The organism is Gaoshiqia hydrogeniformans, assembly GCF_049347105.1.
Classification (GTDB): domain Bacteria; phylum Bacteroidota; class Bacteroidia; order Bacteroidales; family Prolixibacteraceae; genus Gaoshiqia; species Gaoshiqia hydrogeniformans.
Window position 1 is genome coordinate 5,471,753 of sequence record NZ_CP186334.1, and the last position, 23,061, is coordinate 5,494,813.

11 protein-coding genes are annotated in these 23,061 nt (G+C 49.7%); all 11 read right to left on the reverse strand.

Going from position 1 to position 23,061, the window contains the following annotated elements; translation table 11 throughout:
- Nucleotides 1-70 precede the first annotated feature (70 nt).
- A complete protein-coding gene (locus ACOIT5_RS21790) occupies nucleotides 71-2,350 on the reverse strand; it encodes an alpha-xylosidase (RefSeq protein ID WP_423128275.1) in 2,280 nt (759 codons plus the stop codon).
- Nucleotides 2,351-2,389: 39 nt separating this feature from the next.
- Nucleotides 2,390-5,932 carry a malectin domain-containing carbohydrate-binding protein gene (locus ACOIT5_RS21795; protein ID WP_423128276.1) on the reverse strand — a complete coding sequence of 1,181 codons (3,543 nt, stop codon included), beginning with the start codon at nucleotides 5,930-5,932 and terminating at the stop codon, nucleotides 2,390-2,392.
- Nucleotides 5,933-5,953: 21 nt separating this feature from the next.
- Nucleotides 5,954-8,407: a glycoside hydrolase family 95 protein gene (locus ACOIT5_RS21800; RefSeq protein WP_423128277.1), complete on the reverse strand. Its 2,454-nt coding sequence runs from the start codon at nucleotides 8,405-8,407 to the stop codon at nucleotides 5,954-5,956.
- Nucleotides 8,408-8,784: 377 nt separating this feature from the next.
- The gene (locus tag ACOIT5_RS21805) at nucleotides 8,785-11,496 is read right to left on the reverse strand and encodes an alpha-d-galacturonidase (RefSeq protein ID WP_423128278.1); all 2,712 of its coding nucleotides are present in this window, start codon (nucleotides 11,494-11,496) and stop codon (nucleotides 8,785-8,787) included.
- 106 nt (nucleotides 11,497-11,602) lie between these two features.
- Nucleotides 11,603-12,307 (reverse strand): L-rhamnose mutarotase, encoded by a 705-nt coding sequence (locus tag ACOIT5_RS21810; protein WP_423128279.1) that lies wholly within the window; start codon nucleotides 12,305-12,307, stop codon nucleotides 11,603-11,605.
- Between the two features lie 75 nt (nucleotides 12,308-12,382).
- A complete protein-coding gene (locus ACOIT5_RS21815; protein ID WP_423128280.1) occupies nucleotides 12,383-14,506 on the reverse strand; it encodes a hypothetical protein in 2,124 nt (707 codons plus the stop codon).
- Between the two features lie 37 nt (nucleotides 14,507-14,543).
- Nucleotides 14,544-17,366 carry a glycoside hydrolase family 2 TIM barrel-domain containing protein gene (locus tag ACOIT5_RS21820; protein WP_423128281.1) on the reverse strand — a complete coding sequence of 941 codons (2,823 nt, stop codon included), beginning with the start codon at nucleotides 17,364-17,366 and terminating at the stop codon, nucleotides 14,544-14,546.
- A gap of 269 nt (nucleotides 17,367-17,635) precedes the next feature.
- Nucleotides 17,636-18,910 (reverse strand): MFS transporter, encoded by a 1,275-nt coding sequence (locus ACOIT5_RS21825; protein ID WP_423128282.1) that lies wholly within the window; start codon nucleotides 18,908-18,910, stop codon nucleotides 17,636-17,638.
- Nucleotides 18,901-20,028: a uroporphyrinogen decarboxylase family protein gene (locus tag ACOIT5_RS21830; RefSeq protein ID WP_423128283.1), complete on the reverse strand. Its 1,128-nt coding sequence runs from the start codon at nucleotides 20,026-20,028 to the stop codon at nucleotides 18,901-18,903. Before ACOIT5_RS21830 ends, ACOIT5_RS21825 begins: the two co-directional genes overlap by 10 nt.
- 9 nt (nucleotides 20,029-20,037) lie before the next feature.
- Nucleotides 20,038-21,108: a hypothetical protein gene (locus ACOIT5_RS21835; RefSeq protein ID WP_423128284.1), complete on the reverse strand. Its 1,071-nt coding sequence runs from the start codon at nucleotides 21,106-21,108 to the stop codon at nucleotides 20,038-20,040.
- Between the two features lie 116 nt (nucleotides 21,109-21,224).
- Nucleotides 21,225-23,042: a RagB/SusD family nutrient uptake outer membrane protein gene (locus ACOIT5_RS21840; protein ID WP_423128285.1), complete on the reverse strand. Its 1,818-nt coding sequence runs from the start codon at nucleotides 23,040-23,042 to the stop codon at nucleotides 21,225-21,227.
- Nucleotides 23,043-23,061: the final 19 nt, after the last annotated feature.

Below are 23,061 nucleotides of genomic sequence, written 5' to 3' on the forward strand. Positions count from 1 at the left end.
TGGAAATTGATCATTCAATATTGATTATTTAATTGACAATTAATATCTTCTGCCCAAAGACTCTCCTTCATTAATCGTTAATCTTTCCGTCCCATATTCCAGTTAAAACACGGTCGGCTATTCCGCAGTAGTTTTCATCAAATTTCAAAGAAACAGTTTTTGACAGGTCTATCTCATCGGTATTGCTTACCGGATGCGGATAAACCGGGACCTGTGCGCCGTACTTCACCCAAACGGGCATTTCGTCAAGCGGGCATTCAAAACCTTTCAGCCAACAGTTCCCTTCGGTCATTTTTCCATTAAACAGGTTCACCCAGGTTCCTTCGGGCAGATAGACATCGCGAAGGTTTTGGCTGTTCATCACCGGGGCCACCAAAAAATCATCACCGAAATAATACTGATCGTCGATATGCCAGCACATGTTATCATCTGAATGATGAAAAATCAGCGCCCGCAGCACCGGGAAACCTGTTTTTGTTGTCTTCTCGCTTTGTTCCTGCAAATACGGGATCAGCGCGTAACGCAGCTTCAGCCACTTGCGCACAATTCCGGTGATGGCCGGATATTCGTAGGGTTCGCGTTTTGAGGTGCCATGATACCGGAGGTGCGACGAAAACACGCCAAACTGGGTCCAGCGAACATACAGATCATCAGGAACCACCGAATTCATAAAATCGGGCACACCGTGAAATCCGGGCACATCGTGGCTCCAAAAGCCAAAGCCCGACAAACCAATGTGCAGGCCGCCTTTCAGCGAACCGGCCAAACCGTCCCACGAGCAGGCCGAATCGCCGCCCCAGTGCAGGGGATAGCGCTGGCAACCCGCCCATCCGGCACGTGCCCAAACAATGCCGTCACCGGTAACTTCTTTCGTAACCTCGAAAGCCGCTTTTTGATACAGCAACGCATACAGGTTGTTGAGCAGTTCGGGCTTTATGGCGTGATATTCCGCATCCAGGTGGATATCTTCTCCAAAGTCGGTCTTGATGCAAACCACCCCCATATTCAGCAGGCTACGAAGAAGATCCTTGTACCATTCCACCGCTTTTGGGTAAGTAAAATCGATGGTTCCGGCATAATCCAGCGCGCTGAAATTGGATCCGCCCTGTTTTTCCGTCTTTTTCAGGATGCACATGTATTTGTTTTCCAACGCCTCATCGTGCTGTTCGGCTTTGGCGGCAATATATGGCATCTGCCAAAGACTTACTTTGAAGCCATCGCCCCGAAGTTTGCGGATAAATTTTTCCGGTTCGGGGAAGCGCTCGGGGTTGAATTTCCACTCGCACAGCCAGTCGGTTCGAAACCAGCCGGTATCGAGGTGGATCACGTCGCAGGGGAAATCTTCTTTTCGCAACCGGTCGCAGATCTGCTCCACCTCATCAGCCGAAAAATAGGTCATGCGGCTCATCCAGGTACCGAAACTCCAAAGTGGCAACATGGTGGGAAAACCGGTCAGGCGACGGTATTCGTACAATATATCCTCCGGAGTATTTCCGCCGATCAGGAACACATCCATTGCCGGTTCTTCGGTAAGCAGCTGCACCGAACGGGTGGAATGATCGGCCAGCGAAAACTTGCTATGTGCCGTGGTATGCATAAACAAGCCATACATCCGGCTTGACAGGTAAAACGGAATATTTTTGTAGGTACGGCGGTTGTTCACCCCCTGACCGTCCTGATTTTTTAGTTGGAAGGTGTGGCCGGACAAATCCATTTTGGTGAAGCGTTCGCCGGTGCCAACAAATTTTTCATCCGCTCCGGCATGAAACGACATGGTGGTTCGGTGCCACTGTCCTTCCCGCTCCACACAAGCCAGCGCAAAGGCATCGTGGCGGGCCGGGAAAAACTGGTCGTAAGCGCTCAGCTCAACTTCCTTATTCCCATCAGGCAGAAAAGTCATTTCCAGCGTTTCGCTCGGGGAAGGCAGTAAATCGCTCCAGTGATCAATGGCTATTGGCTTCCGGTTGTGCCGGGCCCGGATGATCCCGTTGGCATCTTTTACAATCCATTCATCAGCGCTTATTTCAACAGACAAGGGTACAATTTTCAATCCCGGGTCAATCGCCAACATTTCCGAATCGGGCATGGACTGCCCCTCAAAAGCCACTGACAGGCGCAGGATTTTATCGCCATAGGCCCTCAACTTCAGTTGAAACGTCTTGCATTCAGCAGTCAGATCCGGATGAATATCGTTTCCCGGCAATTGTTTCTGAAAGGGAATGTCAAAAACTACATCTGTCCCGTCCGCCCGGACATCAACGGGCATGCAGGTTTTCCACAAGCTTTCGTCCCCGATCAGGTTGGGATCAAAGTCCAGAAAGTCGTAGAGTTGATAATTCGTTTGTTTCATATTCTTTGTGAATAATCGTTTTAATAGTTGAAAGCCAGACTACTGAATTTTCAGGAAGTTGAAACCGATTGGTCCGCCGTCGAGCAATTTGAACCGGATAGTATAAGTTCCTGCGTTGATGGTAGTTTGCGTATCGGTGCGCAAGCTTTTCAGCTTCCCGCCCGATGGCAGAAACTCCAGCGGTCCCTGCCACATGACCCGACCGTCGCGGCTCACAATGCTCATTTCTACCATCAAGGATTTTTCGGCCGGGTTCAGATAACGGATTTCCAGCCCGTATTTCGAAGCCAGGCCAACCGAAAATTGCCAGCTCACCGCATCGTTTTTCCCGGAAAGAAGTATGCCTTCCTTTCCGGCCAGCTCGGTTTTCCGGCTTTTGCCTGCAAGCGTGGCATCCTCTACCCGGTACGTCACCGTTTCGCGCAAGTCGATGGCATCGTCGAGCTTGGTTACCGGGACAGCCGCCAGCATCATCAGCCCGGATCCGGCATTGGGGAATTGTATTGCTTCACCAGCGGAGAAACGCTTGCGGTATATGTGCCAGATCGTTCCGCTGTTTTGGTTTATTTTTACATATTCAGGATGGTATTTGAAACCGTCACGCGCTTCCACTGAATCCTTCAGGGCGAAATACAAGTCAGCATCGGCAGTAATTTTAAGCGACTTTAGCCGGTCTGGTGAAAAACCATTTTCGGTGGCCGGCTGCAACCATTCCGCCCCGTACAGTTCAGAAGGAAGGGCTGCAAAACACGCTTCGGCATCCGCAAAACATTTGTCGCCTGTGTTGAGCCAGGTTTTGGCAGCAAACAGGTCCGGCGCGTCGCCCGACAACAACCTTTCCGAGGCCGGGGCAGGTTTTACAGTTTTCCCGGCGGTTGAAACGGCTATTGCCGAAATCACGGCTTGCCCGGCATCCACTTTCGGGAAAGAGATCTTCAGCTTTCCGCCGGTAACCTTAGCGTGAAGCATTTTCTTCAGCATCCGGCCAACACCGGCCTCGCTCCAGATATCCAGCTTTTTCAGCATCACCTCATCGTTCACCGCCACATCAAATAAGCGCCAGCCGCTGCAATCCAGTCCGCCGCCTTTGCCGTACCAGGGTTCCGTAAAGAACAATTCTACCTGGTACTCGCCGTCGGGGACCGGAAATTCGTACGAAAGTTTGTGCCGGCCATACCGGTAGCTTTGTAAAAGCCGCCAGTCGAGCGTGCCCTGCACCGGGTCGTACGACTGCCGCTGACTGCCGTAAAACGCCGGAAGTCCGTCGTAATCGTCCGTCCACGAACGGCTCCCCCACGATTTTTCATCTGATTTTCGCACATCGGCCATCCAGGTATGGCCATCTGTATCAACATAGTCCGGACCGCCGCAATTTACGCGGTACAGGTAATTCCGGTCGGCTCCTGAAGTCAGCGGTTCCACCTTTTCGGCCAGCTTTTCAATGCCTTCGGCCACCGGCAAATGGTGCAACACGATGTAATCTTCGGCCATCTTTTTCCCGTTTACATATCCTTCGGCATATAAAACATTCGTTTGAACATCCACCTCATTCCATATAAAATGGCGCCCCCTGCCGGGATTTGACTTCCGTCCGAATGAACGGGATTTCACGCCATTGAACAGTTCCACTTCTTCGCAATTGGAAAAGACACGGATGCCGTTTTTCACACCAGGTTCGAGCCAGCGATCGGGCCAGCTGTGCGACACGATGTAAACCATCGGTTCGGTTTGTTTGGGTGCATAATTGGCCCGGTACATATACCAGGCGTCCAGCGGTTCTCCCCAAATGGTCATAATGCCTTTGTAATTGACCGGCCCGAGACGGTCCAGCCCGCGCACGCCTTCCCCACCCTGCGTACGCCCGGGGTTTTCGTGTGAGCTGAACAGCCAGTGGTACTGTCCGCAACATAGGTCGCTGACCGACTCGGCCAGGCGAATTTTTGATTCCATGAGCAGATTAAAACGGTCTTCGCTGTACAGGCCATTCTGGTCGAATTCGCCTTCGGTGTGCAAGCCGGCGCTTCGCCATGCGCCATATTCGCCGTTAAGCAACTGGCTGGAAATTTCTTCGGCATACAAATCGGGATTGCCGCCATAAGTACCCGACCAGTTTTGAATGACATTCCAGTCGGTGCCGGTACCCCCGTTGCAGGTAGTGATTAAACGTTGTTTGGAAGCGGTCGGATCGAGTTTCCGGATCAGGTCGGAACATTCTTCGGCAAAATCGGCAGGCAGGGTGCTTTCGTTTTCAAGTCCCCACAGGATGATGGAGGGACTGTTGCGCCGTTCCCGGATCCAGTCGGTCAACAGCTGTTTAAAGTTTTGGCGAAAGTCCGGATTATCGAACCAGATATGGGCAGCCATTTGTGGCCACCACAAAATACCGTGGCGGTCCCACTCGGGATGATAGCGCAGGTTGTGGGGTTGGTGGGCATCGCGAAACGAATTGTAACCGGCAGTCAGTACCTGTTCCACGCGGGCCAGCACCTGTTCATCTGAAAAAGCATGGCTCTGCCCGGTAAGGTGTTCGTACTCAGCCGTTCCGTTAATGAAAACAGGCTTTCCGTTCAGGTAGAACCGGTTGGTCGGGTCCTCACCAAAAATGTCCCATTTGATCCAGCGAATGCCGCAGGGGGTTTTCAGCTCATCCACCAACTGCCCATTTTCAAATAATTCGGTGTGGACGGTGTACAAATACGGATCTTCGAGCGACCACAAACGCGGATTTTTCACCGGGTCGAATGTCTGCCGGATAGTGTCCATCTGCCCGGCAGCAAGACGAATTTCCTCTTCATCCCGGGTGACGACCTTGCCTTTATTGTCTTTCAAACTGTTCACCACCCGGATCGAAACTTCACGTTGACGGTAGTTTTTTACTTCTGTCGTGAGATGAAGCGCAGCTTCTTTTTCCGAAATGTTTTCATCGTTCCAGATGTGGACGCCAAACGGCTCAATACGCACCGGATCAGTGGTGATCAGATGTACCGGGCGAAAAATTCCCAGGGGCTGGCTTCCTTCCGAAAAACCCCACTCGGGACTGCAACCGCCGCACACCCAGGGCAAATCGCGAATATCGGCCGGATGGTCGGCGCGAACGGCCAAAAGGTTTTCACTTTCAGGTTGAATAAAATCGGTCACGTCCAGCGTAAACGATGTGCGTCCTCCGGCATGATAACCAACCGAATCGCCGTTCAGCCAAACGGTGGCATACGATCCGACACCTTCGAACCATAGAAAATACTGTTTATCCGGCCGCGGTTGTTCTACACTGAAGGTTTTGCGGTACCAGGCATAACCATGCCGGTTTCCGTGTCGAAGACGACGATAGCCCCCGTAATCGTCCCAGTTATGGGGAACATCTACCTGTTGCCAGCCATCAACCACAAAATCAGGTTGCTGAAAGCCTGTAAATGCAGCTGATGACGAATCATCAGCTACGGTAAACCAATCCGCATTCAGCAATTGCTCGCGCCGAATACCGGGTTCCCCGGTCCGTGAACAAGAAAAAAAAATTCCCGTCAAAAGAATCATCAAAAGTAACTGTAACCATCTCCGGCTGTTCCGCCCCAAATTATCCATCATCGTTCTGTTTTTCCGGTAATCTTATTTTTTCAGTTCAAACGTGTAGCTCTTACCGGCTTCGGTTTGAAAGTCGTAAAGAAAAGTTTTCGGTAATTTCACCCCCTTCAGTCTGGCTTTTGGTGAAATCAGCGGGTCTTTAATCTCGTTGATTGGATAAAACGGATTGGAGTTGCCTCCCTTTGCTACTGTCAGCAGAACCCCGTCAACCGGGCGAAGCGGTTGTTTCACCCGGATGCGGCAATTGCCGCCCAGGGATGAATGGACAGTTAATGTTTTGATTTGCCCCTTCTCCCAACTCAGGTCCACTTCGAAACCGCCGCGCGCTTTCAGTCCGTTGATTTGGCCTTTCTGCCAGCGGTCGGGCAAAGCAGGAAGTACATAAATAAAACCGTCGTAGCTTTGCATCAGCATTTCGGCAATACCGGCGGCACACCCAAAGTTGCCGTCGATCTGGAAAGGCGGATGGGCATCGAGCAGGTTTGGATAGGTACCGCCCGATTCCTTACCCCTTTCATTACGTAACGACGGCGACAGCTGATCGCCAATCATTTTCAGGGCATGATTGCCGTCCAGGAAGCGGGCCCAGAGGTTCACCTTCCAGCCCATCGACCAGCCGGTGGATTCGTCGCCCCGGTAAACAAGCGAGTTTCGTGCAGCTTCAAACAGTTTTGGCGTACGGAAAGGCGAGAGCTGATTGCCTGGATACAGAGCATAAAGGTGCGATACATGGCGGTGCTTGTCGTCCACGCGGTCCCAGTCTTTGATCCATTCCTGCAACTGGCTGTGCTGCCCGATCTGCATGGGCGGCAGGCGGTCTTTGGCTGCTGCCAGCGAGTCGGCAAAAGCCTGATCGGTGTCCAGGATTTCCGAGGCCTGAATGACATTCGAGAACAGGTCGAACACCAGCTGGTTGTCCATCGTGTTACCCACACCCACGTTGATTTTAGGCAGGTAAGCATTTTCCGGCGACACCGAAGGGCCGATCACCAGCCAACCGTTAGTTGGTTCTTCAATCAAAATATCGAGCAGAAACTCCGCCGCCCCTTTCATGGCCGGGTAAGCTTCTTTTAAAAAGTCCTGATTGCCGGTGTACAGGTAGCGTTCCCACAGGTGCTGGCACAGCCAGGCGCCTCCGGTTGGCCAGAGGCCTGAACGGGCCCAGTCGACCGGGCCGGTAACGCGCCAGATGTCGGTATTGTGGTGAAGCACCCACCCGCGGGCGTTGTATAACTTTCGGGCAGTTTCCTGTCCGCTTTGCGAAAGCTCTTTCACCATCGTCAGGAAGGGCTCGTGCAGTTCCGACAGGTTGGTCAGTTCGGCCGGCCAGTAATTCATTTCGGCGTTGATGTTGGTGGTGTATTTGCTGTCCCAGGGCGGAGTCACGCGGTCGTTCCAGATGCCTTGCAGGTTCATAGGCTGCGTACCCGGCTGCGAGGCCGAAATCATCAGGTAACGGCCAAACTGGAAATACAGGCTGACCAGTTGCGGGTCGTCGCCGCCTCTAAACTGTTCCACCCGCTGATCGGTTGGAAGTTTCGCGGCCGCGGTTTCGCCCAGATCGATCGATACCCGGTTGAAGTAGCTATGATAAATCGCTTCGTGTTTGGCTTTGGCCGCATCAAAATCGTCGCCCAGCGCCTTTTTCAATATCGAGGAAGCCCTGACCAATCCATCGCCGCTGATGTCCTGATAACTTTTGAAGTTTGAAGCAATGGAAATGTAGATTGTCGCTTCCGTTGCATCTTTTATGCCGAGCTGCTTATCACTCAACAACAATGCGCCGTCTTTTAAAACCGGCTTCACCAGGGCTTCGAAACGGACTTGTCCCAATACGCCTTCGTGGTCGTCGGTAATGCCCGAGAGGCGGATGATCGAGTCTTTCTCCACCTGGATGCGGCTGCGCAAGTCGCAGTTCATGCCCAGCGTGCAGTTGATCTTTCCGCCCTGACCGGCCGTCAGCCGGGCCATGATGGTCTGGTTATCGAGCGAAGCCAGGTATTCGCGGGTGTAAGTCACACCGCCCACCTGATAAGTTACTTTTGATGAAGCATTGGCGATATCAAGCTCGCGGTAGTAATTGTTCACCTGCTCGTGCCCCGGGAAAGTCAGCCAGAGGTTGCCCACTGGCTGATACATCATGCCGCTGTTCAGCGAGAGCTTTTCGGCGTTGGCCAAATCGTCGGTCTCCTGGTATTTGCCCTGAAAGAACAAGTCAACCAGCCGGGGAAGTAATGATGCCTTTTCGGGATCGACATTGCTGTTTGGCCCGCCCGACCACACCGTTTCTTCATTCAATTGAATTTGGTCAATGCCGGTGGTGCCGTAAATCATGGCCCCCATACGACCGTTCCCGATGGGAAGCGCCTCGTTCCAGTTAGCAGCAGGTTGGTTGTACCAAAGTTTCAGGTTGATCTCCTGCGCCTTCAAACTTAATCCACCCAACACGAGCAGTAAACTCCACAAAATTTTTCTCATAATGTTTATTTTTCTGAAAGTCAATCACAACTGATTCTGTCCTTCTTATAGAATACCATGTCTTATCAGACGGATTTTACTTTTTGTCTTGACACAAAAAGTAAACAAAAAGGTCAAGGCTGATTTTTATCTGTAAGCTCCATCCTTTCTAAAAGCTAAGTTCAGCGGGTGATTTCCTCCTATCGTCGGAACTTCCCGCTTGCACTATGCTTTTAGTTTGATTTCGCTTTTGATAAAAATAGGCCGCGCTTCAGTTTAAAATTCAACTCTAACTAAAAATTTATTCATTTTCCAAACCATATTTTTTTCGCACATCATATGCTATCGCTTTCAACTACCGTTATTCTAACATTCTAATACTCTAATCTTCTAACCTTCTAATAGAAAAGCCAGTCCACCGCCGGGCCGTCTTCATCCTTGGTCATGCCGGCATCGTGAATCGGGATTTCTTCTGTCCCGTCGATAAAACCGAGAATCAGCGCCCTGCCTTTGCCAAGGATGAGTTCATGCTCACCGGCCTCGTAATGGTAATTGTACACGTTTACCGGGTACAGTCCGGGAATCAGCATGGCATTGGCAATTTTTATATCGGCCTGACCGCGGTCGTTGGCATTGGCATTAGTTTCAAGCGTCGGCGGTTCCAAAACCGAATAGCTGTTGGTATTGAAATAGCCCACCAGTATTTTCACTGGTTTATCTGTTCTAAACTTTAGCACTGTCCCGGTTTCCTGCTGTTGTTTGTCGGAAAGCTGAACGCCGGAAAGGTTTTGCAACTCTTCGGCTACCGCTTCGATAACTGCTTTATTGTCGCTGTAAACCTGTTGTCCCGGTTTCAGCACATACCTTTTTACCGCCGGATTGAGGATGGTAACCTGCGCCGGTTCGAAAACTTTCCGCTGCTGCATTTCGCCGGCATTTCCTTTGTTTTTCAGCATGTTCAGGTTTCGTTTGAAGTTTTCCAACTCAGCCTGATAGTGTGGCTGCATTTCAACCCAGGTTTTATTGGTCCCGTCAACTCCTGAAATGGGAATGCGGCGCTGGGCTGTTTGCATACTGTTGGCATACAGGTAAGTATCTTTCGTGAGATTAACCAAGTCGTTAAAATACTCCATGCTTTTTTCGAGATGCAGAACCGCAGCTTCCAGGTCGGTCACGTCATTCGAATATTTGTAGTTGAGCACCAGCATGGCGGCTTTCACCTTTTCGGCAAAATGATTGGCGAACGCATTGTAGCAGTATACGTCATTTTTCAGGCGTTCAAACTCGTCCTTGTTTTTGCCCACTTTGGGCGCGGCTTTATCAATGGCTTCAACAGCCAGCGCGCCATGCATGACCACTTCAGCAATAATTTGCGGGGGTGTTTCGCCCACATGGGCCTCACCCTTAAATTCTTTGGCGGCATATTCCGGCAACACCTCCTTCACCGGGCCGCTTGATGTCCAGAAGTTTGAATACACATGATATTTATGCGGATTTACCAATTGTCCCATAAACATACCCAGCAACAGGGTTTGCCGGTTGCCGTCGGAAATGCCGAAGGTACGAAGCAATTTCGGTGCAATCTCGCCGGTTTCTTCATAGGCTTTCAGAATGTTTGCCCCCTCATTTCCGCATCCGTAAAAATCGCCCAGTTCCCCAGTCCAGTATTTGATTTCGTCGTTGCGGTCACGATTTGAATTCCAGGCATAGCGGGCCCAGGCATCGTACCAAATCCGGTCGCGGTCCATTTCCAGCAGGCGTTCATCGGTATTATCGGCCGTGTAAGGCCAATCCCAGTACGAAGCCTGGGGGTACAAATGCAGGCCATTAGCTCCCTGTATATTGTGCATGGCCTGTACGCTTTTCTGAATGAAATCGGGCGATCCGTAGCGGAAGGGCTCCAGGTTGGCCAAAATATGCACATTGGAAATATGCACCGATCCCAGGCTGCTGAGCACCGTATGGTTGGTTTCCCACGAGTCGCGCGGCTCATAGGTGGTCAGCGATTCGCCGTTGTACTTGAACATGGTGTACAGGTTTTTGTAAATCGGCAAGGCGGCATCCATCACTTTACCGGCATCGGTATCGTGGCCGCGCAATACAATGGGGGGTTCATTTTCAATGCCTAAAGCTTTCAGCCCGTCCTGCACGCCGGGAATGATGGTCTCGGTAAACCATTCCACATCATCCTCAATCGTATTCATGGCCTCACCCAAGGTAACCAGTAAGCCTACATTCGGATAATTTTCAATGAAAGCGGCAATTGACTTGCGGGTATAGTCGGCAATTACCGGGATGATCGGCCGGCTACGGTCCTGGGTTTTCAGGCCGTGATGTTCGGCAAAAGGTTTTGAAACGATGATATTGTAAAACATCTGGATAACCCAGATGCCGCGCTTATCGGCTTCTTCGGTCAGGAACGCAAATATTTCTTTGTTCATTTCGAAGGTTTCATCATCCACTTCAACGGCATACGGATAATCAGCCAGTTTCACCAGTGAAGCAAAGGGATGACCGTTCCACAGGTAAAGCGCGTTGTAGCGGTTCTCCACCATCATATCCAAGTATTTAATCCATAACGCTTTATCGTAAAACCAGGGAAAACTTTCCGGTGTATACGGATATTCATACACGTGACGTTCGGGCAAATAAACGGTTTTCTGCAAGCCAATACAGGTCCCGCGCATCACCATCTCCGGCTGGTCGGTCAGCTTGATGGTTTTGGGCAACTTGCCGTTCTTCTTCAGCTCGTCGGACAAATAAAGACAGCCGTACAAAAGGCCTGATGTTCCGGTCGCTTTCAACCAGATCGTGTTTCCCTTGCTTTCGATGGTATAAGCTTCTTCGGACAGGGAAATCGCCTGATCAGCCGGTTCTTTCTCAATCTGCTGAATCATAATTGTCCGATCTTTGGTCTCCTGAATCCCGGAAACGACTTCGACCTGGTATCCGGCATCTGTCAGCCCGGAAGATAAGCACTCAACCGCATATTTTTCGCGCGGCGTACTTTGCTCGGCCACTATCGTGACAGTTCCTTTTCCGGAACATGCTCCAAAAATGACCGAAGTCAACAAGATGTAAAACGTGTTTTTCAATCGTTTAAAATTCATTTTATTTCAGTTATTCGTTTTTATTTGCTGGTTCCAGGTTTCAAGTTTCAAGTTACCGATTACCGAGACTAAAACTGGTACTTCCTCCCGTCTTCTGACTCACTACTCAAATCTTTTCAAAGAATACCCAGGTTTCACCGGCTTCAGTACCCTCAATTCCTTCCTGGTACTGACTCATTATTTGATTCCATTCCACCATCCGGGGATTGTCCTCTTCGGTTTTCGGGTTCAGTTCATCCAGGGTTTTATCAGCCGGAATGGAGATGACCAGCATTAAACGCCTCCCGTTTCGAAAGGCCAAAAGCTGTTGAAAATCTGCGTTGCAGAAGCCTTGGGCCACTTCCGGCCATTCTTCAAACTGTAGCTCGTGATAAGTCATGTACTCTTGTTGCATCACCGAATCGGCCACCAGATTTGCCGTGAGCAGATAGTTTCGCCAGGGCCGTGTTACTGCAGAATCGCCGCAATGATTTTCCCGGTCAAATACATACATCGGCGCATCGTATTTTTTCAGTTGCAGGTTGATGCCTGCTTCCCGGATCCGGGCGGTCAAACCGGTTGTGTCCTGACTATCACCAAAAAGTACCAGGTGATTTTTCCACTGATAGATCTCAAGCGGCATCTGCCCCAGTTGGTGCCATAAAGAATCTTTCTGCCCCTCTTCATCCAAAATCAACTCAATCGCCACGCGGTCAACCGGAATCCCGGCCATTGTACCCGCCGCTTGCTTTGCGCCTTTGGGCTGACAAGCAATCAGCAAGGCCAGCAGTGCAGGCAGTAACAAAAATTTATAAGTGATCGTTTGCTTCATGCAGTTATCAGTTATCAGTTATCAGTTATCAGTTTCGAGTACGACTACTCAATACTCGTTACTCATTACTCAAGTCTAATGAAAAACGTCTCTTTCCTTAAAACCTTCCGGATGAATGCTGATTCTTTCCGGTTCGTTTTTCGGGACAATATCTTTGTATTCGGGCTGAATTCCGGCAAAATCAATGATCCTCAGCGCCTCCTCCGACCATTCATCTTCGCGAAACGAATAGGTTTCGTCGATAATATTGTTGGTGCCATTATCCATCAGCAGGTTGTTTTTCACGTAGTTTTCGCGGGCCACGATGTCGTGACAGCGTTTGGTCCACAAGTGCAGCCACATCCATTTATAACTGGCATTGCCAACCACATTGCGTGTAATGGTCAGGTAGGCCGAACCATCATCGGGATAGATGCAGCGGGGCCCGTTAAACACATAATTGCCCTCAACCACCGTTCCCGGCTGCTCACCCAGCAGATAAATGATGCCGCCGTCATCCAGCACCTGGTGCGTATCGCCTGCTTTGTTAAAACTGATGCTGTTGTTTTTGGCAACTGTTGAAGCCGGAATCCCGGCATTCCCCCACCACCAGCCACAGGTAATCGCGCCGTAAGGTGTTCCTGCAATATCGTTATGCTCGATGCGGGTGCCGGCCACAAAAAAGGAAGTGATGGCTTCCACCTGCCGGAAGTCGAGGCTTACATTCCGAATGTAGTTGTTCGCCACCAGGATGTTTTCACAAAGACCTTCAACCCCGGCCCTGTAACGTTGCAGACGGCTGTTATCCGGCACCTGATCAGATCGGTCATTAGATATAACTGCTTCAACCTGACTGTTTTTGGTTCCGCTAAGAAAATTAACTCCCTTCGCGGCACTCAGCGCCTGTTGAGGTTTGGGCGCCACTGCCAGGTTCGTTTCATTTTCAAGCGGTTTAATTTTTCCCTCACTAACCTGATAATGCTGGGGAAAACCAACACTTACCGCATTTCCCAGTAAATCGTTAAAATAATTTCCTTCAACCCGGCTATTTTTTACATCATTGACCAAATTGATCGCTACAGCGGAGCTGATCCCCTCGAAGCAATTGCGCACAAATTCAATATTTTCGGCATTTTCAACCTGGATGGCGCCCCTTGGCACATCGGTACTGTTGTACTCGGATGGGTGCCAGTTGCCGCCGGGAATGTATTTCACTGCCAGACCCAAACTTTGAATACCGGCAAAGCCGTACGAACCGGCAACCTCCATCAGTTGCCAATGATCGTGCGAAAAAGTGATCCCTTCAAAACGAATGTTTTTCACCCGTTCTGCATTCGACTTACCTTTGATATGGACCAACCCTCCGGACGTGGGAGCAATGACGGTTGCTGCGGTCATATCTTCACCGTTGCTGTAATAATAAAGAGTGTGATTTTTCCGGTCGAAATAGAATTCACCCGGTGAATCGAGCAGTTCCAACGCATTCCGGATGAGGAAGCTTTTGTTGTAGTTGATTTTCCCGGCCCAGGCCATACTGGTAGCGATAGCGCCGTAAGGTTGCTGCAATTTAACGACGGTTGTATCGCCAAACTGCTCAATTTCACGGGCACAAAGTATTTTTTCGGTCCACACGTTAAATTGAACCAACTCTACATCTTCCGGATTTTTGTAGAGTTGAATTTCTTTCGAAGCAAATTTTATCCCGTCGATGGCTGTTCCTGAGCCGAATGCCCAAGGCTCGTTCCCTTCAATTACAAATTTTCCCCAATCGCCCATACCATTCACCGGCTCATCTGTTCCGGCCATGCGCATACGTTTGCCATCGACAAACAAGGTCCGCAACTTGCTGTCGCGGTTGAGCGACGCTTTGTAAATACGGCCTTCCACCTGTTGCCAATCGGTAACCGGCACACCTCCGCTGATGACCACCCTGGCCTTATTTGACGCCTTTATGATGGTAGGCGATTCGCTGGTTCCCGAATCTTCCGGTCCCAACACCAGCGGTTCTTTCAGAAAATACTCTCCTTCGGACAAAATAATTTGAATTCCGTTTTTTACCGAAGCAGCATTCCCGTTTCGCAGTTCGCGGGCTTTCAACAAGGCTGCCTGAACGGTTTTCATCGGTTTGCTTTGCGATCCGGGATTGGCATCATTTCCTGAGGGCGACACCCAAATACCGATGGCCGACGACGACCAGGCTGTTAGTACAACCAGAGCCATTGACAGTATTGTTTTGAATCGTTTTCGTTTCATCTTGTTATTCGGAAAAGTTAAAATACAGCGTCATTTGCTTACTACGGGAACGCCAGTTATCGTATGGTCCATAGTCGAAAAACATGTTTTTCTTACCGCTCGGGCCCATGTCCCAGGGATCGTTCGACTTGGTCCCGATCGGCGGAATCGCCTGCATAAAAGAGATGTCGCCGGCCGGAAATGCCGGCGCCGTGCGTTCAAATACTTTCTCAGGCTGGGCCGGCGTGTAGAGGCGTAAAAACACATCTTCGTCTGAGGTAGCCACGGTAAAGCTTTGTTCTTTCGACTCAATCCGGGCCCAGTACAAATTGGCGTGATATCCTTTAAACTCGGGATAAACCACCGGGGCAACTCCTGTAACGGTATTGTTGTAATCTTTTTGATGCAGGCCCAGTTCAACTCCCTGCATCCGGTTTTTCCACACCCGGTAAGGGCCGCGTCCCAACCATTTCACACCGGTCACCAATTCTTCGGGATATGAAAAGTTGACGCCCATATAATCGAAATCCCGGTCGTAGAACTCCGGCACATAATACAAGTGTAACCGGGCCCAGCCATTCGGGTAAAATGTCCAGACAAATTCCTTCATCCGGGTCGAATCCGATTTTTCCGTTTTGAAAGAACAGATCAACATCAGGCTATCGCCGTAATTTTTCATCTCAAGGCTTTTGAAAGCAGTCAGCCCGGCGCTGATTTCAGGCCCGTTTCTGAAAGGAATTTCACCTTTTTCGTTCACCACCTTTTTCAGCACCCCATCCGTTTTACCAATTGAATACTCAACCGTTCCGGCTTTAATACGATATACAAGACCGGTTTCCGTGAAGGACACCGCGCTGTTACCGTTTGATTTAGCCAATAGCTGAGCAACCAGGTCGGCCGGAAGTTTGATGGCCCGGCTCCAGGTGTATAGTTCGTTCCCAAAGCGATCGGCAGCCGTAAAATAAAGGGCATCGTAGCTTGCCCAGTCGGCAGGAAGCTCCAGTTGAAGCGTTCCTTTCTGTCCCGGGGCAATGTCGGGAGCCAGGGCCGTTCCGCTTACTGTTTTCACTTGTGCCGATGAGCCGGGCAGGGGAAACTTAGTCAGCTTCCAGCTAAAGCGGCATTGGTTCAAATTCGTATAGAAATAGCGGTTTTCGAGATTAATCTTACCCCCGAAATCAGCCGTGATATCGCTGTCGTCGGGGCGTACCGGCGACCAAATTTCTTTAATGGCAAAAAAGCTGCCTTCCTTTTCGTGATGCGGCCCCAGGATACCATCCGGAGCCGACGAACCGTAGGTATCAATGGCTCCGTTCTGATCGGTACGTACCACGCCTTCGTCGGCAAACACCCACAGAAAACCGCCGGCAGCGCGCGATTTGTTCCACATCAGTTCCCAGTAGTCCCACAGGCCGGCGCCATGACCGCCATCGTACATACCGTGCAAAAACTCAGTAGGCATCGTGATCAGATGACCGTTCCAATAACTCCCGGCTCCATAATCGTAAGCCCGGTAATGCTGCGTGGCAAAACCGTTAAACTCGTTCCAGGGATGAATTACCCGGCGGTTTTGAATGTCGTATTGAGCAAACAGCGGATCCAGGTCGAAATTGTGTCCGCCCTCGTTACCGTTGCTCCAAAACACAACAGAAGGATGATTTACATCGCGGATTACCATTTCTTTCACCAGCTTACTGCCTACCCTGGTATCATAGGCATCGTGCCAGCCGGCCAGTTCGTTCATGACAAACAAACCCAGTGAATCACATACTTCGAGGAAGTGCTTGTCAGGCGGATAGTGTGACATACGCACGGCATTCATATTCATTTCCTTCATCAGTCTCACATCCTCAATGCTGAATGCCTTACAAGAGGCACGGCCGGTTTCGGGCCGGAAAGTGTGGCGGTTAACGCCTTTGAACTTTATTTTTACGCCGTTCACATAAACGCCATCGCGATCGCGTACCTCAACCGTCCGGAAACCAATGCGTTCGGTAACTTGATGAATCTCTTTACCTTTTGAAATCAGGCTGAACGTAACCTGGTACAAATTCGGGCCTTCCGGGTTCCAGCTTTTCACCCCCGAAATATTGGATTGAAGACGAATCACGGTACTCCCCTTCTCAACCTCAGTCGAAAATTCACGTCCTACCAAATTCCCGTTCAGATCAAAAACTTGTGCTTTTAAAATTTCGGCGCCTGCCGGTTTTTGAATAAAGACTTCGGCTGTCAGCGAACCGTCGGCTTTGGCGTCAATCGCTACCCGCTCAATATTTTGCTGCGGTTTCACTTCGAGGTATACCGGGCGAAAGATTCCGCCAAAGATCCAGAAATCGGCGTAACGCTCAGCCCGGTTGACCGACTCATTGGCCGAATGTTTGGCAACTGTTACTTCGAGCAGGTTGGTACTTCCGTATTTCAGCAGGCGGCTGATATCGTACTTAAACCGGTAAAACGATCCCTGGTGTATGGGACCGGCCAGCTTGCCATTAATTTTCACTTCGGTATCGGTCATGGAGCCTTCAAATACAATATTTACCACCCGGCCTTTCCAGTGGGCAGGCGTTTCAAAATCAAAGCGGTACCGTCCGGTTTCCTTTCCCCGCTCTTCGTCTTTGGCATGACCGTAATTGTAAGTTCCAAATCCCTGCAATTCCCAGTTCGAAGGAACAGGAATGCTTGTCCATTTGCCCGAATTTTGCCCGTCGGTGCAAAAAAACTGCCAGTCAACGGTCTGATCCGCTCCTGTACCCGAAAGGTATTTGATCTCCGTTTGCTGCGCCGGGACAGTTATTCCCGGGACCAGCATAAAAGCGCCACAAATAAGTTTTATCAAAGTTTGATTCATCAGAATTCATTTTAAGTAACCGGGTAATCTTGCCGGTGCAGGAAATCCGACCCGATTTGAACCTGCACAGGTATTTTCTTCAAAAATGCAAAAAATTGTAAACGTTTTCAATAATTTGATTCATATTAATTAAAAAACTGCCTTTTTCACATGATTCAAGAACAAAATTTTTGTCCGATTTTATGATTTATTATTTGGTTTATATCCTTTTACGTAAATTTGGAATTAATTCCAATAAAACGAAAACGTTTACATCTATCCGGAACAATTCATTGCTCCAAAAATTTAATCGGCTGGTTTGCCGGTATCAGTAAATGAAGCGATAACCAACACAGCAAATAAGCCACGCTGGCTATCCCGAAAATCACATAATAACTGCCGGTGATTTCGAGAATGACACCTACCGCAGCCGAAAACAACACCCCGCCGATAGCTCCGGCAAAACCCGAAAGTCCAACAACTGAACCGACAGCATTCTTTGGAAAAATATCGGAAACAATGGTGAAAATATTGGCCGCATACCCCTGGTGGGCAAAAGTCGCCATCGAGATGAGCGCCACGGCAAGCCATACACTTGATGTAAACGAAGTGAAGAAAATTGGCACGACCAGCAAAGCCAGGAGAAAGATCGTCAGTTTACGGGCCGACACCGGATTTTCTCCCCTGTTTATCAGAAACGACGACAACCAGCCGCCAAAGATGGAACCTCCGATTGAAACCATATAAATAATAATCAGCGGTAAGCCAATATTGGTCAGATCGATCCGGTAATTGGAATTCAAAAATTTTGGCAACCAATACAGAAAGAACCACCAGATGGGATCGGTCAGGAAACGCGCCAGGCAGATTCCCCAGGTTTGTTTATACGAGATGATTGATTTCCAGGGAAGTTTTACCCCTTCTGACTCCGGATCATCCTGTAAAATATGACAGAGTTCAGCTTCGCTCAACCGTTTGTCGAGTTCCGGTTTCCGGTACATCGGAATCCAGAAAAGCAGCCAGACAAACCCCAGCGCCCCGGTACTGATAAATGCCCATTGCCAACCCCATTTCAGGGCAATAAGCGGGATAATCAAAGGCGTAATGATGGCGCCAAGGTTTGGCCCCGAATTAAAAATTCCGGTTGCCAATGCCCTTTCCTTCTTCGGGAACCATTCGGCAACGGTTTTCACAGCTGCCGGGAAGTTGGCCGATTCACCAATCCCCAAGGCAAAACGGGCAAGTGAAAATGAAAAAACGCTTCGGGCAGCAGCGTGGGCCATCCCGGCCAGGCTCCATGCCGAAATAGCGATGATAAAGCCCAGCCGTGTGCCAATTCGGTCAAGCAAGGATCCCATCGAGATTAACCCAATCGCATAAGCGATTTGAAAGGCCATGATGATAAAACCGTAATCCGATTCCGACCAGCCAAACAACTGCTGAAGTTCAGGCGCCAGGATACCCAGTACCTGCCGGTCGATGTAATTGATGGTGGTGGCAAAAAACAACAGCGCCACGATCCGCCAGCGGTAGTTCCCTGTTTTGATTTGGCGATCTACCTGCATAGCCGGTGAATTAAATGATAAGCTTCTTCCTGTTCTCCGGGCGTTTCGCAGTAGGTGACCACCACCAGTTTCATTCCCGGAACCCACAGCCGCGAAACCTGTTCCCGAATGGTTTCCAAATCGCCTACAATGCGTGCGTTCAAAACAACTCCGGTGTTGGCAAATTTGTGAAATTCCTCCAGCTTGTTGGTCGCTCCCGGATCGGTCTGTGGTGAAAACGCCGCATCAGCCATTTTCAATCCTTTCATCTGAATCACGGCCTCTACCCAGCCCGACCAATCGCCACACGAATGAAAAACCGGGCCTCCCAGCGATGCGCAAATTTTTTCAACCGACGGAGCAGCCATCTCCAAATACTGGTCCGGCGAGATCATAATGGCATTGTCGTCGCTCATGCCCAGTCCGCTCCATGTTACAGAAGATGCAAACCCGTGTCCCGGCAAAACGAGCGCGCTGCCAATCAAATTCATTTGCTCCTTGTTGAAGCCGATTGATAAGTCAGCCAGCATATCCAATAGCTGCAATACTTTTTCCGGCTCCATCAACAGATCAATAAAAAACTGATCGAGCGGATACAGGTGCCCGATCATGTTCAGCGGTGATTGGGTATCCGTGAGCGAAACGGGCAGACGTCCTTTGGTCTGCTCCATAAAATATTCGATCATGTTTAAAGTATGCCGCCCGATGTTGGTTTGAGCGATTTCCTTTGCCGGATGAGCCAACAATTCATCAATCGACGAAAAACGCGGTTTCAGGGCAGGCGCATTTCCTTCCACCCAAAGGTAATCGCCGCCAAAAGCGCCGGCCACGGTCCCGATGCCATACCAGGGTTCGATAAAATTGGGCACATCAGCCTGAAAAAGCATACTTTTCTGCAAGGCGCCCAACTGAAGCCCGAGCGAACGTTTCATATCCCTGCAACCAAACGAAAAGCACTCTCCCACCCGCATCCGTCGGTAAACAGCCACTCCTGCCGGTTGTTGCCAGAAACGGGCACAGGTTTCATTCAACCCGGCTGCATAGGCTTCGTATTTTTCAAAGTCGAAATTTCCGGGTTTCACCGGCGTTACCTGCGTTGCCTGGGCATCGGCCAATCGGTTATCAAATTTCTTAGCCATACTTGTCGTCTATTTGGCAGAATATTCCTTTTTAAGTTCCTCCACCGTTTCAAAAATGGTACTGATCCGGTCGTCCGATACCGAGTCGTCCATGTTGATACAGCAAACACCCGTCAAATAGGGATTTCCGGAGTCGTGAACCAGGCGGATAATTGTTTCCCGGATCTCGTCGTGTGACTGCCGGGCAATTTCAACCGGACTCAGGCGGATGTTGAAAAAGGTATGAGGCAGATGTTTCCGAAGTGCTTTCACATCGCCGCCCCAGCCGAGGTCGAGGTAGTCGAGATGCGGGATTTTAGCAAAAGCAGTAGCCATCCGGTGCGGATCGGGCCCGCAATAGTGAATACCAAACGGACGTTTTTCACTCCATTTTTGATCGAACGGAAGCAGGTAATTTTCATAATCCTCCTCCGAAATCATCGTATGTGAACATTCGGAATGCAACAGCACCGGTTTCCGGATATGGCGGACACCCCGATTTACCGAGATGGATGTGGTGCCTGTTTCAGTCTGAAGAAACGATGTAAATTTTTCAATCACCCCGGCAATCCCGGAGAAATATTCGTTCACCTCATCGGGAGTCATCATCATGTCGGTAAAGATGGCTTCGCCCCGCAGATCCATCGCGATGTTCAAAATGCCACCCCAATTGATGTCGCCGGTCAGACAGCCGTATTTTTTTTTCAACGTCCCGGCCAGTTCAAGTACCCGACTGAAAGCCTCCGACTGAAAGGCTTCTTCGGTTGTAATGCGACGCAGTTCCTGGCGGGCAGGCAGTACCTGGGGCGGATGGGCTTCGGAATAATTTACCCGGCAGCCCAGCATTTCCGATAACAAAAAACCGGCTGCCAGGTGTACTGCGCCAATTTCGGGCCGCGCCTGATCTTTATGGGTTCCCAACCCGAATTTTCCCCAGCGTTCGTACAACACTTTTTCCATTTGTTGTTCGGCTTCCACCCGTTTCAGCGGGTGAAAAAAGAAGTCGGGATCGAAGGTCATTTTTTCATTCTTGTTCCACCACTCCGGAGCCAGCACAATATCGACCGGCAATATTTTTTCATTGGTCAACATATCGATCAAATCACTAATAATCAACAGCAAAGATCCAACACAACGGTTTTATAAAAAAGGAGCGAGGAGACTCTCCTAACTCCTTTTATGATAAACAATCTAACTAAAATCAGTAGGTACAGCCGTTAATAGCCCGGGTTTTGTCCAAATTCTTCGGCGTTCAGTATCTGAAGCAGGAAGCGTTCGGGAATCGGACGAAGCAACGCCATTTGAGGAGAAGACTGAAGGTATTGCCAGATATCCAGGTTGCGTTCCCGGATATAATCGGCTGGTTTGCCTGTTCTTTTGATATCCATCCAGCGCAGATGTTCGCCGCACAGTTCACGGGCTCTTTCGTCAAGAACAAAGTCGAATGTCATCTGGCTTTGTGAAACGCTCATTTGGGTTTCTTTACCAGGCACAGCAGCCCGGGCCCTTAGTGCATTAATATGAGGTACAGCCCCCCCGGGGTTATTCAATCCGATATGAGCCTCAGCCGCAGCCAGGTACATTTCGGCCAAACGGATCATAATGACATCAAGGGTTCCCCGGTCTGAAGTAGGAATTCCACCTGAACCGTCAGGATTGACCGAGCCACGGGTCGGATCATCATATTTTTTCAAAGCAGGGAAACGAACCTGTTTGAACGCGTGAGTGGTTATTCGGCCGGTCACCGGATCATAGGTATCGTTAATATCAAAACAGGCATACGGGCGGGTTGCCTTATCAGCAATCGGATGTTTGGAGTAAAAGATTGCCGTGTCGCCCGGAGCAATGCGCGTACCTGCCACAGAAGCATTCTTCTCATAGTTTATAAAATCGGTGGAACCGGCCTGCCAGGTATAGCCGTTCGGACTGTTGCAATAATAAACATCGCGGAAGAAGGCCCGGTAGCGGGCGTCAATTTCATCATTATACAGGTTGAGCAGGTACTTGGTCGGCATCATCGACATGTCGCCCGGACGGGCACGTTTATCGTCACCATAGGCCAGGTCCTTCACCATCAGATTATTGCCATCCGAATAAGCTGACGAGTAAGCAGCTTTAAAGTATTGGTGCAAACGATTCGGGTTGCTCTCCCTCGGGTTAAGGCCAGAGGTGCGGGCATGTGTCACGACAAACAGCGCCTCTTTATTTGTTTTATTGTTCCGGTAATCGAAAATTTGATCGGGGGTACTGTATAAACCGGTTTTCAGAGCAGCCTGATTGTTAATTACATACTCGGCAGCATCTCGGGCAATGGTATAGTAGGTAGCGGCATCGTTATACATGGCGCTGTAGTAGCCAGAAGCGCGTGTAAGAGCTGTACGTGCCAATAGTCCGTAAGCCGCTTTTTTTGTTGCGCGGCCAACGTCGGTTGCCGGGAGCGGATCAACCGGAAGCTTCTGACATGCAATCTGCAAATCACTTATAATCAGATCGTAAAAATCGCTATACGGACTTCGGTAGGCATACTGTTCAAATGTTTTGGTTTCCGTTTTACGTAAATCACAGTTACCGTAAATCTCGACTAAGTGCCAGTAATAGTAAGCGCGCAGGAAGCGGAGTTCGCCTTCACGGGCATCTTTTTCTACCTGCGAATTAAATTCAATGCCTCCTATGCGTTCCAATCCGGCATTGCAGTAATTTATCCCCTCGTAAAAACGGTTGAAGTCGTTGTAAAACTGGCCTACTGCCGGAGTTGTTTCCTGGTATTTTGACATCTGGCGCCCATAGGTTCCGTTTCCGATATTAATAAACAAGTCGTTACCTCCAACAAGGAACAACACCATATCCTCGCGTCCGTAGAACTGGCTTTCCAGGTTCACATAAGCCGAATTAACCAACATGTTGAGTCCTTCCTGAGTCGAGAATATAACATCGGCAGTTGCCCCGGAAGGATTATACTCGTCCAAACTACATGAAGAGAAATTTAAAGCTATTGCAGCAAAAGCAATAGACATTATATAATTGATCTGTTTCATTTTTTACTAGTTTTTCAGT

What these genes read in the sequence shown, in the direction of transcription:
- ACOIT5_RS21825 (WP_423128282.1), bottom strand. Translation starts at nt 18,910, where the DNA reads ATGCAGGTAGATCGCCAAATCAAAACAGGGAACTACCGCTGGCGGATC.
- ACOIT5_RS21795 (WP_423128276.1), bottom strand. Translation starts at nt 5,932, where the DNA reads ATGATGGATAATTTGGGGCGGAACAGCCGGAGATGGTTACAGTTACTT.
- ACOIT5_RS21830 (WP_423128283.1), bottom strand. Translation starts at nt 20,028, where the DNA reads ATGGCTAAGAAATTTGATAACCGATTGGCCGATGCCCAGGCAACGCAG.
- ACOIT5_RS21840 (WP_423128285.1), bottom strand. Translation starts at nt 23,042, where the DNA reads ATGAAACAGATCAATTATATAATGTCTATTGCTTTTGCTGCAATAGCT.
- ACOIT5_RS21815 (WP_423128280.1), bottom strand. Translation starts at nt 14,506, where the DNA reads ATGGCTCTGGTTGTACTAACAGCCTGGTCGTCGTCGGCCATCGGTATT.
- ACOIT5_RS21805 (WP_423128278.1), bottom strand. Translation starts at nt 11,496, where the DNA reads ATGAATTTTAAACGATTGAAAAACACGTTTTACATCTTGTTGACTTCG.
- ACOIT5_RS21800 (WP_423128277.1), bottom strand. Translation starts at nt 8,407, where the DNA reads ATGAGAAAAATTTTGTGGAGTTTACTGCTCGTGTTGGGTGGATTAAGT.
- ACOIT5_RS21790 (WP_423128275.1), bottom strand. Translation starts at nt 2,350, where the DNA reads ATGAAACAAACGAATTATCAACTCTACGACTTTCTGGACTTTGATCCC.
- ACOIT5_RS21820 (WP_423128281.1), bottom strand. Translation starts at nt 17,366, where the DNA reads ATGAATCAAACTTTGATAAAACTTATTTGTGGCGCTTTTATGCTGGTC.
- ACOIT5_RS21810 (WP_423128279.1), bottom strand. Translation starts at nt 12,307, where the DNA reads ATGAAGCAAACGATCACTTATAAATTTTTGTTACTGCCTGCACTGCTG.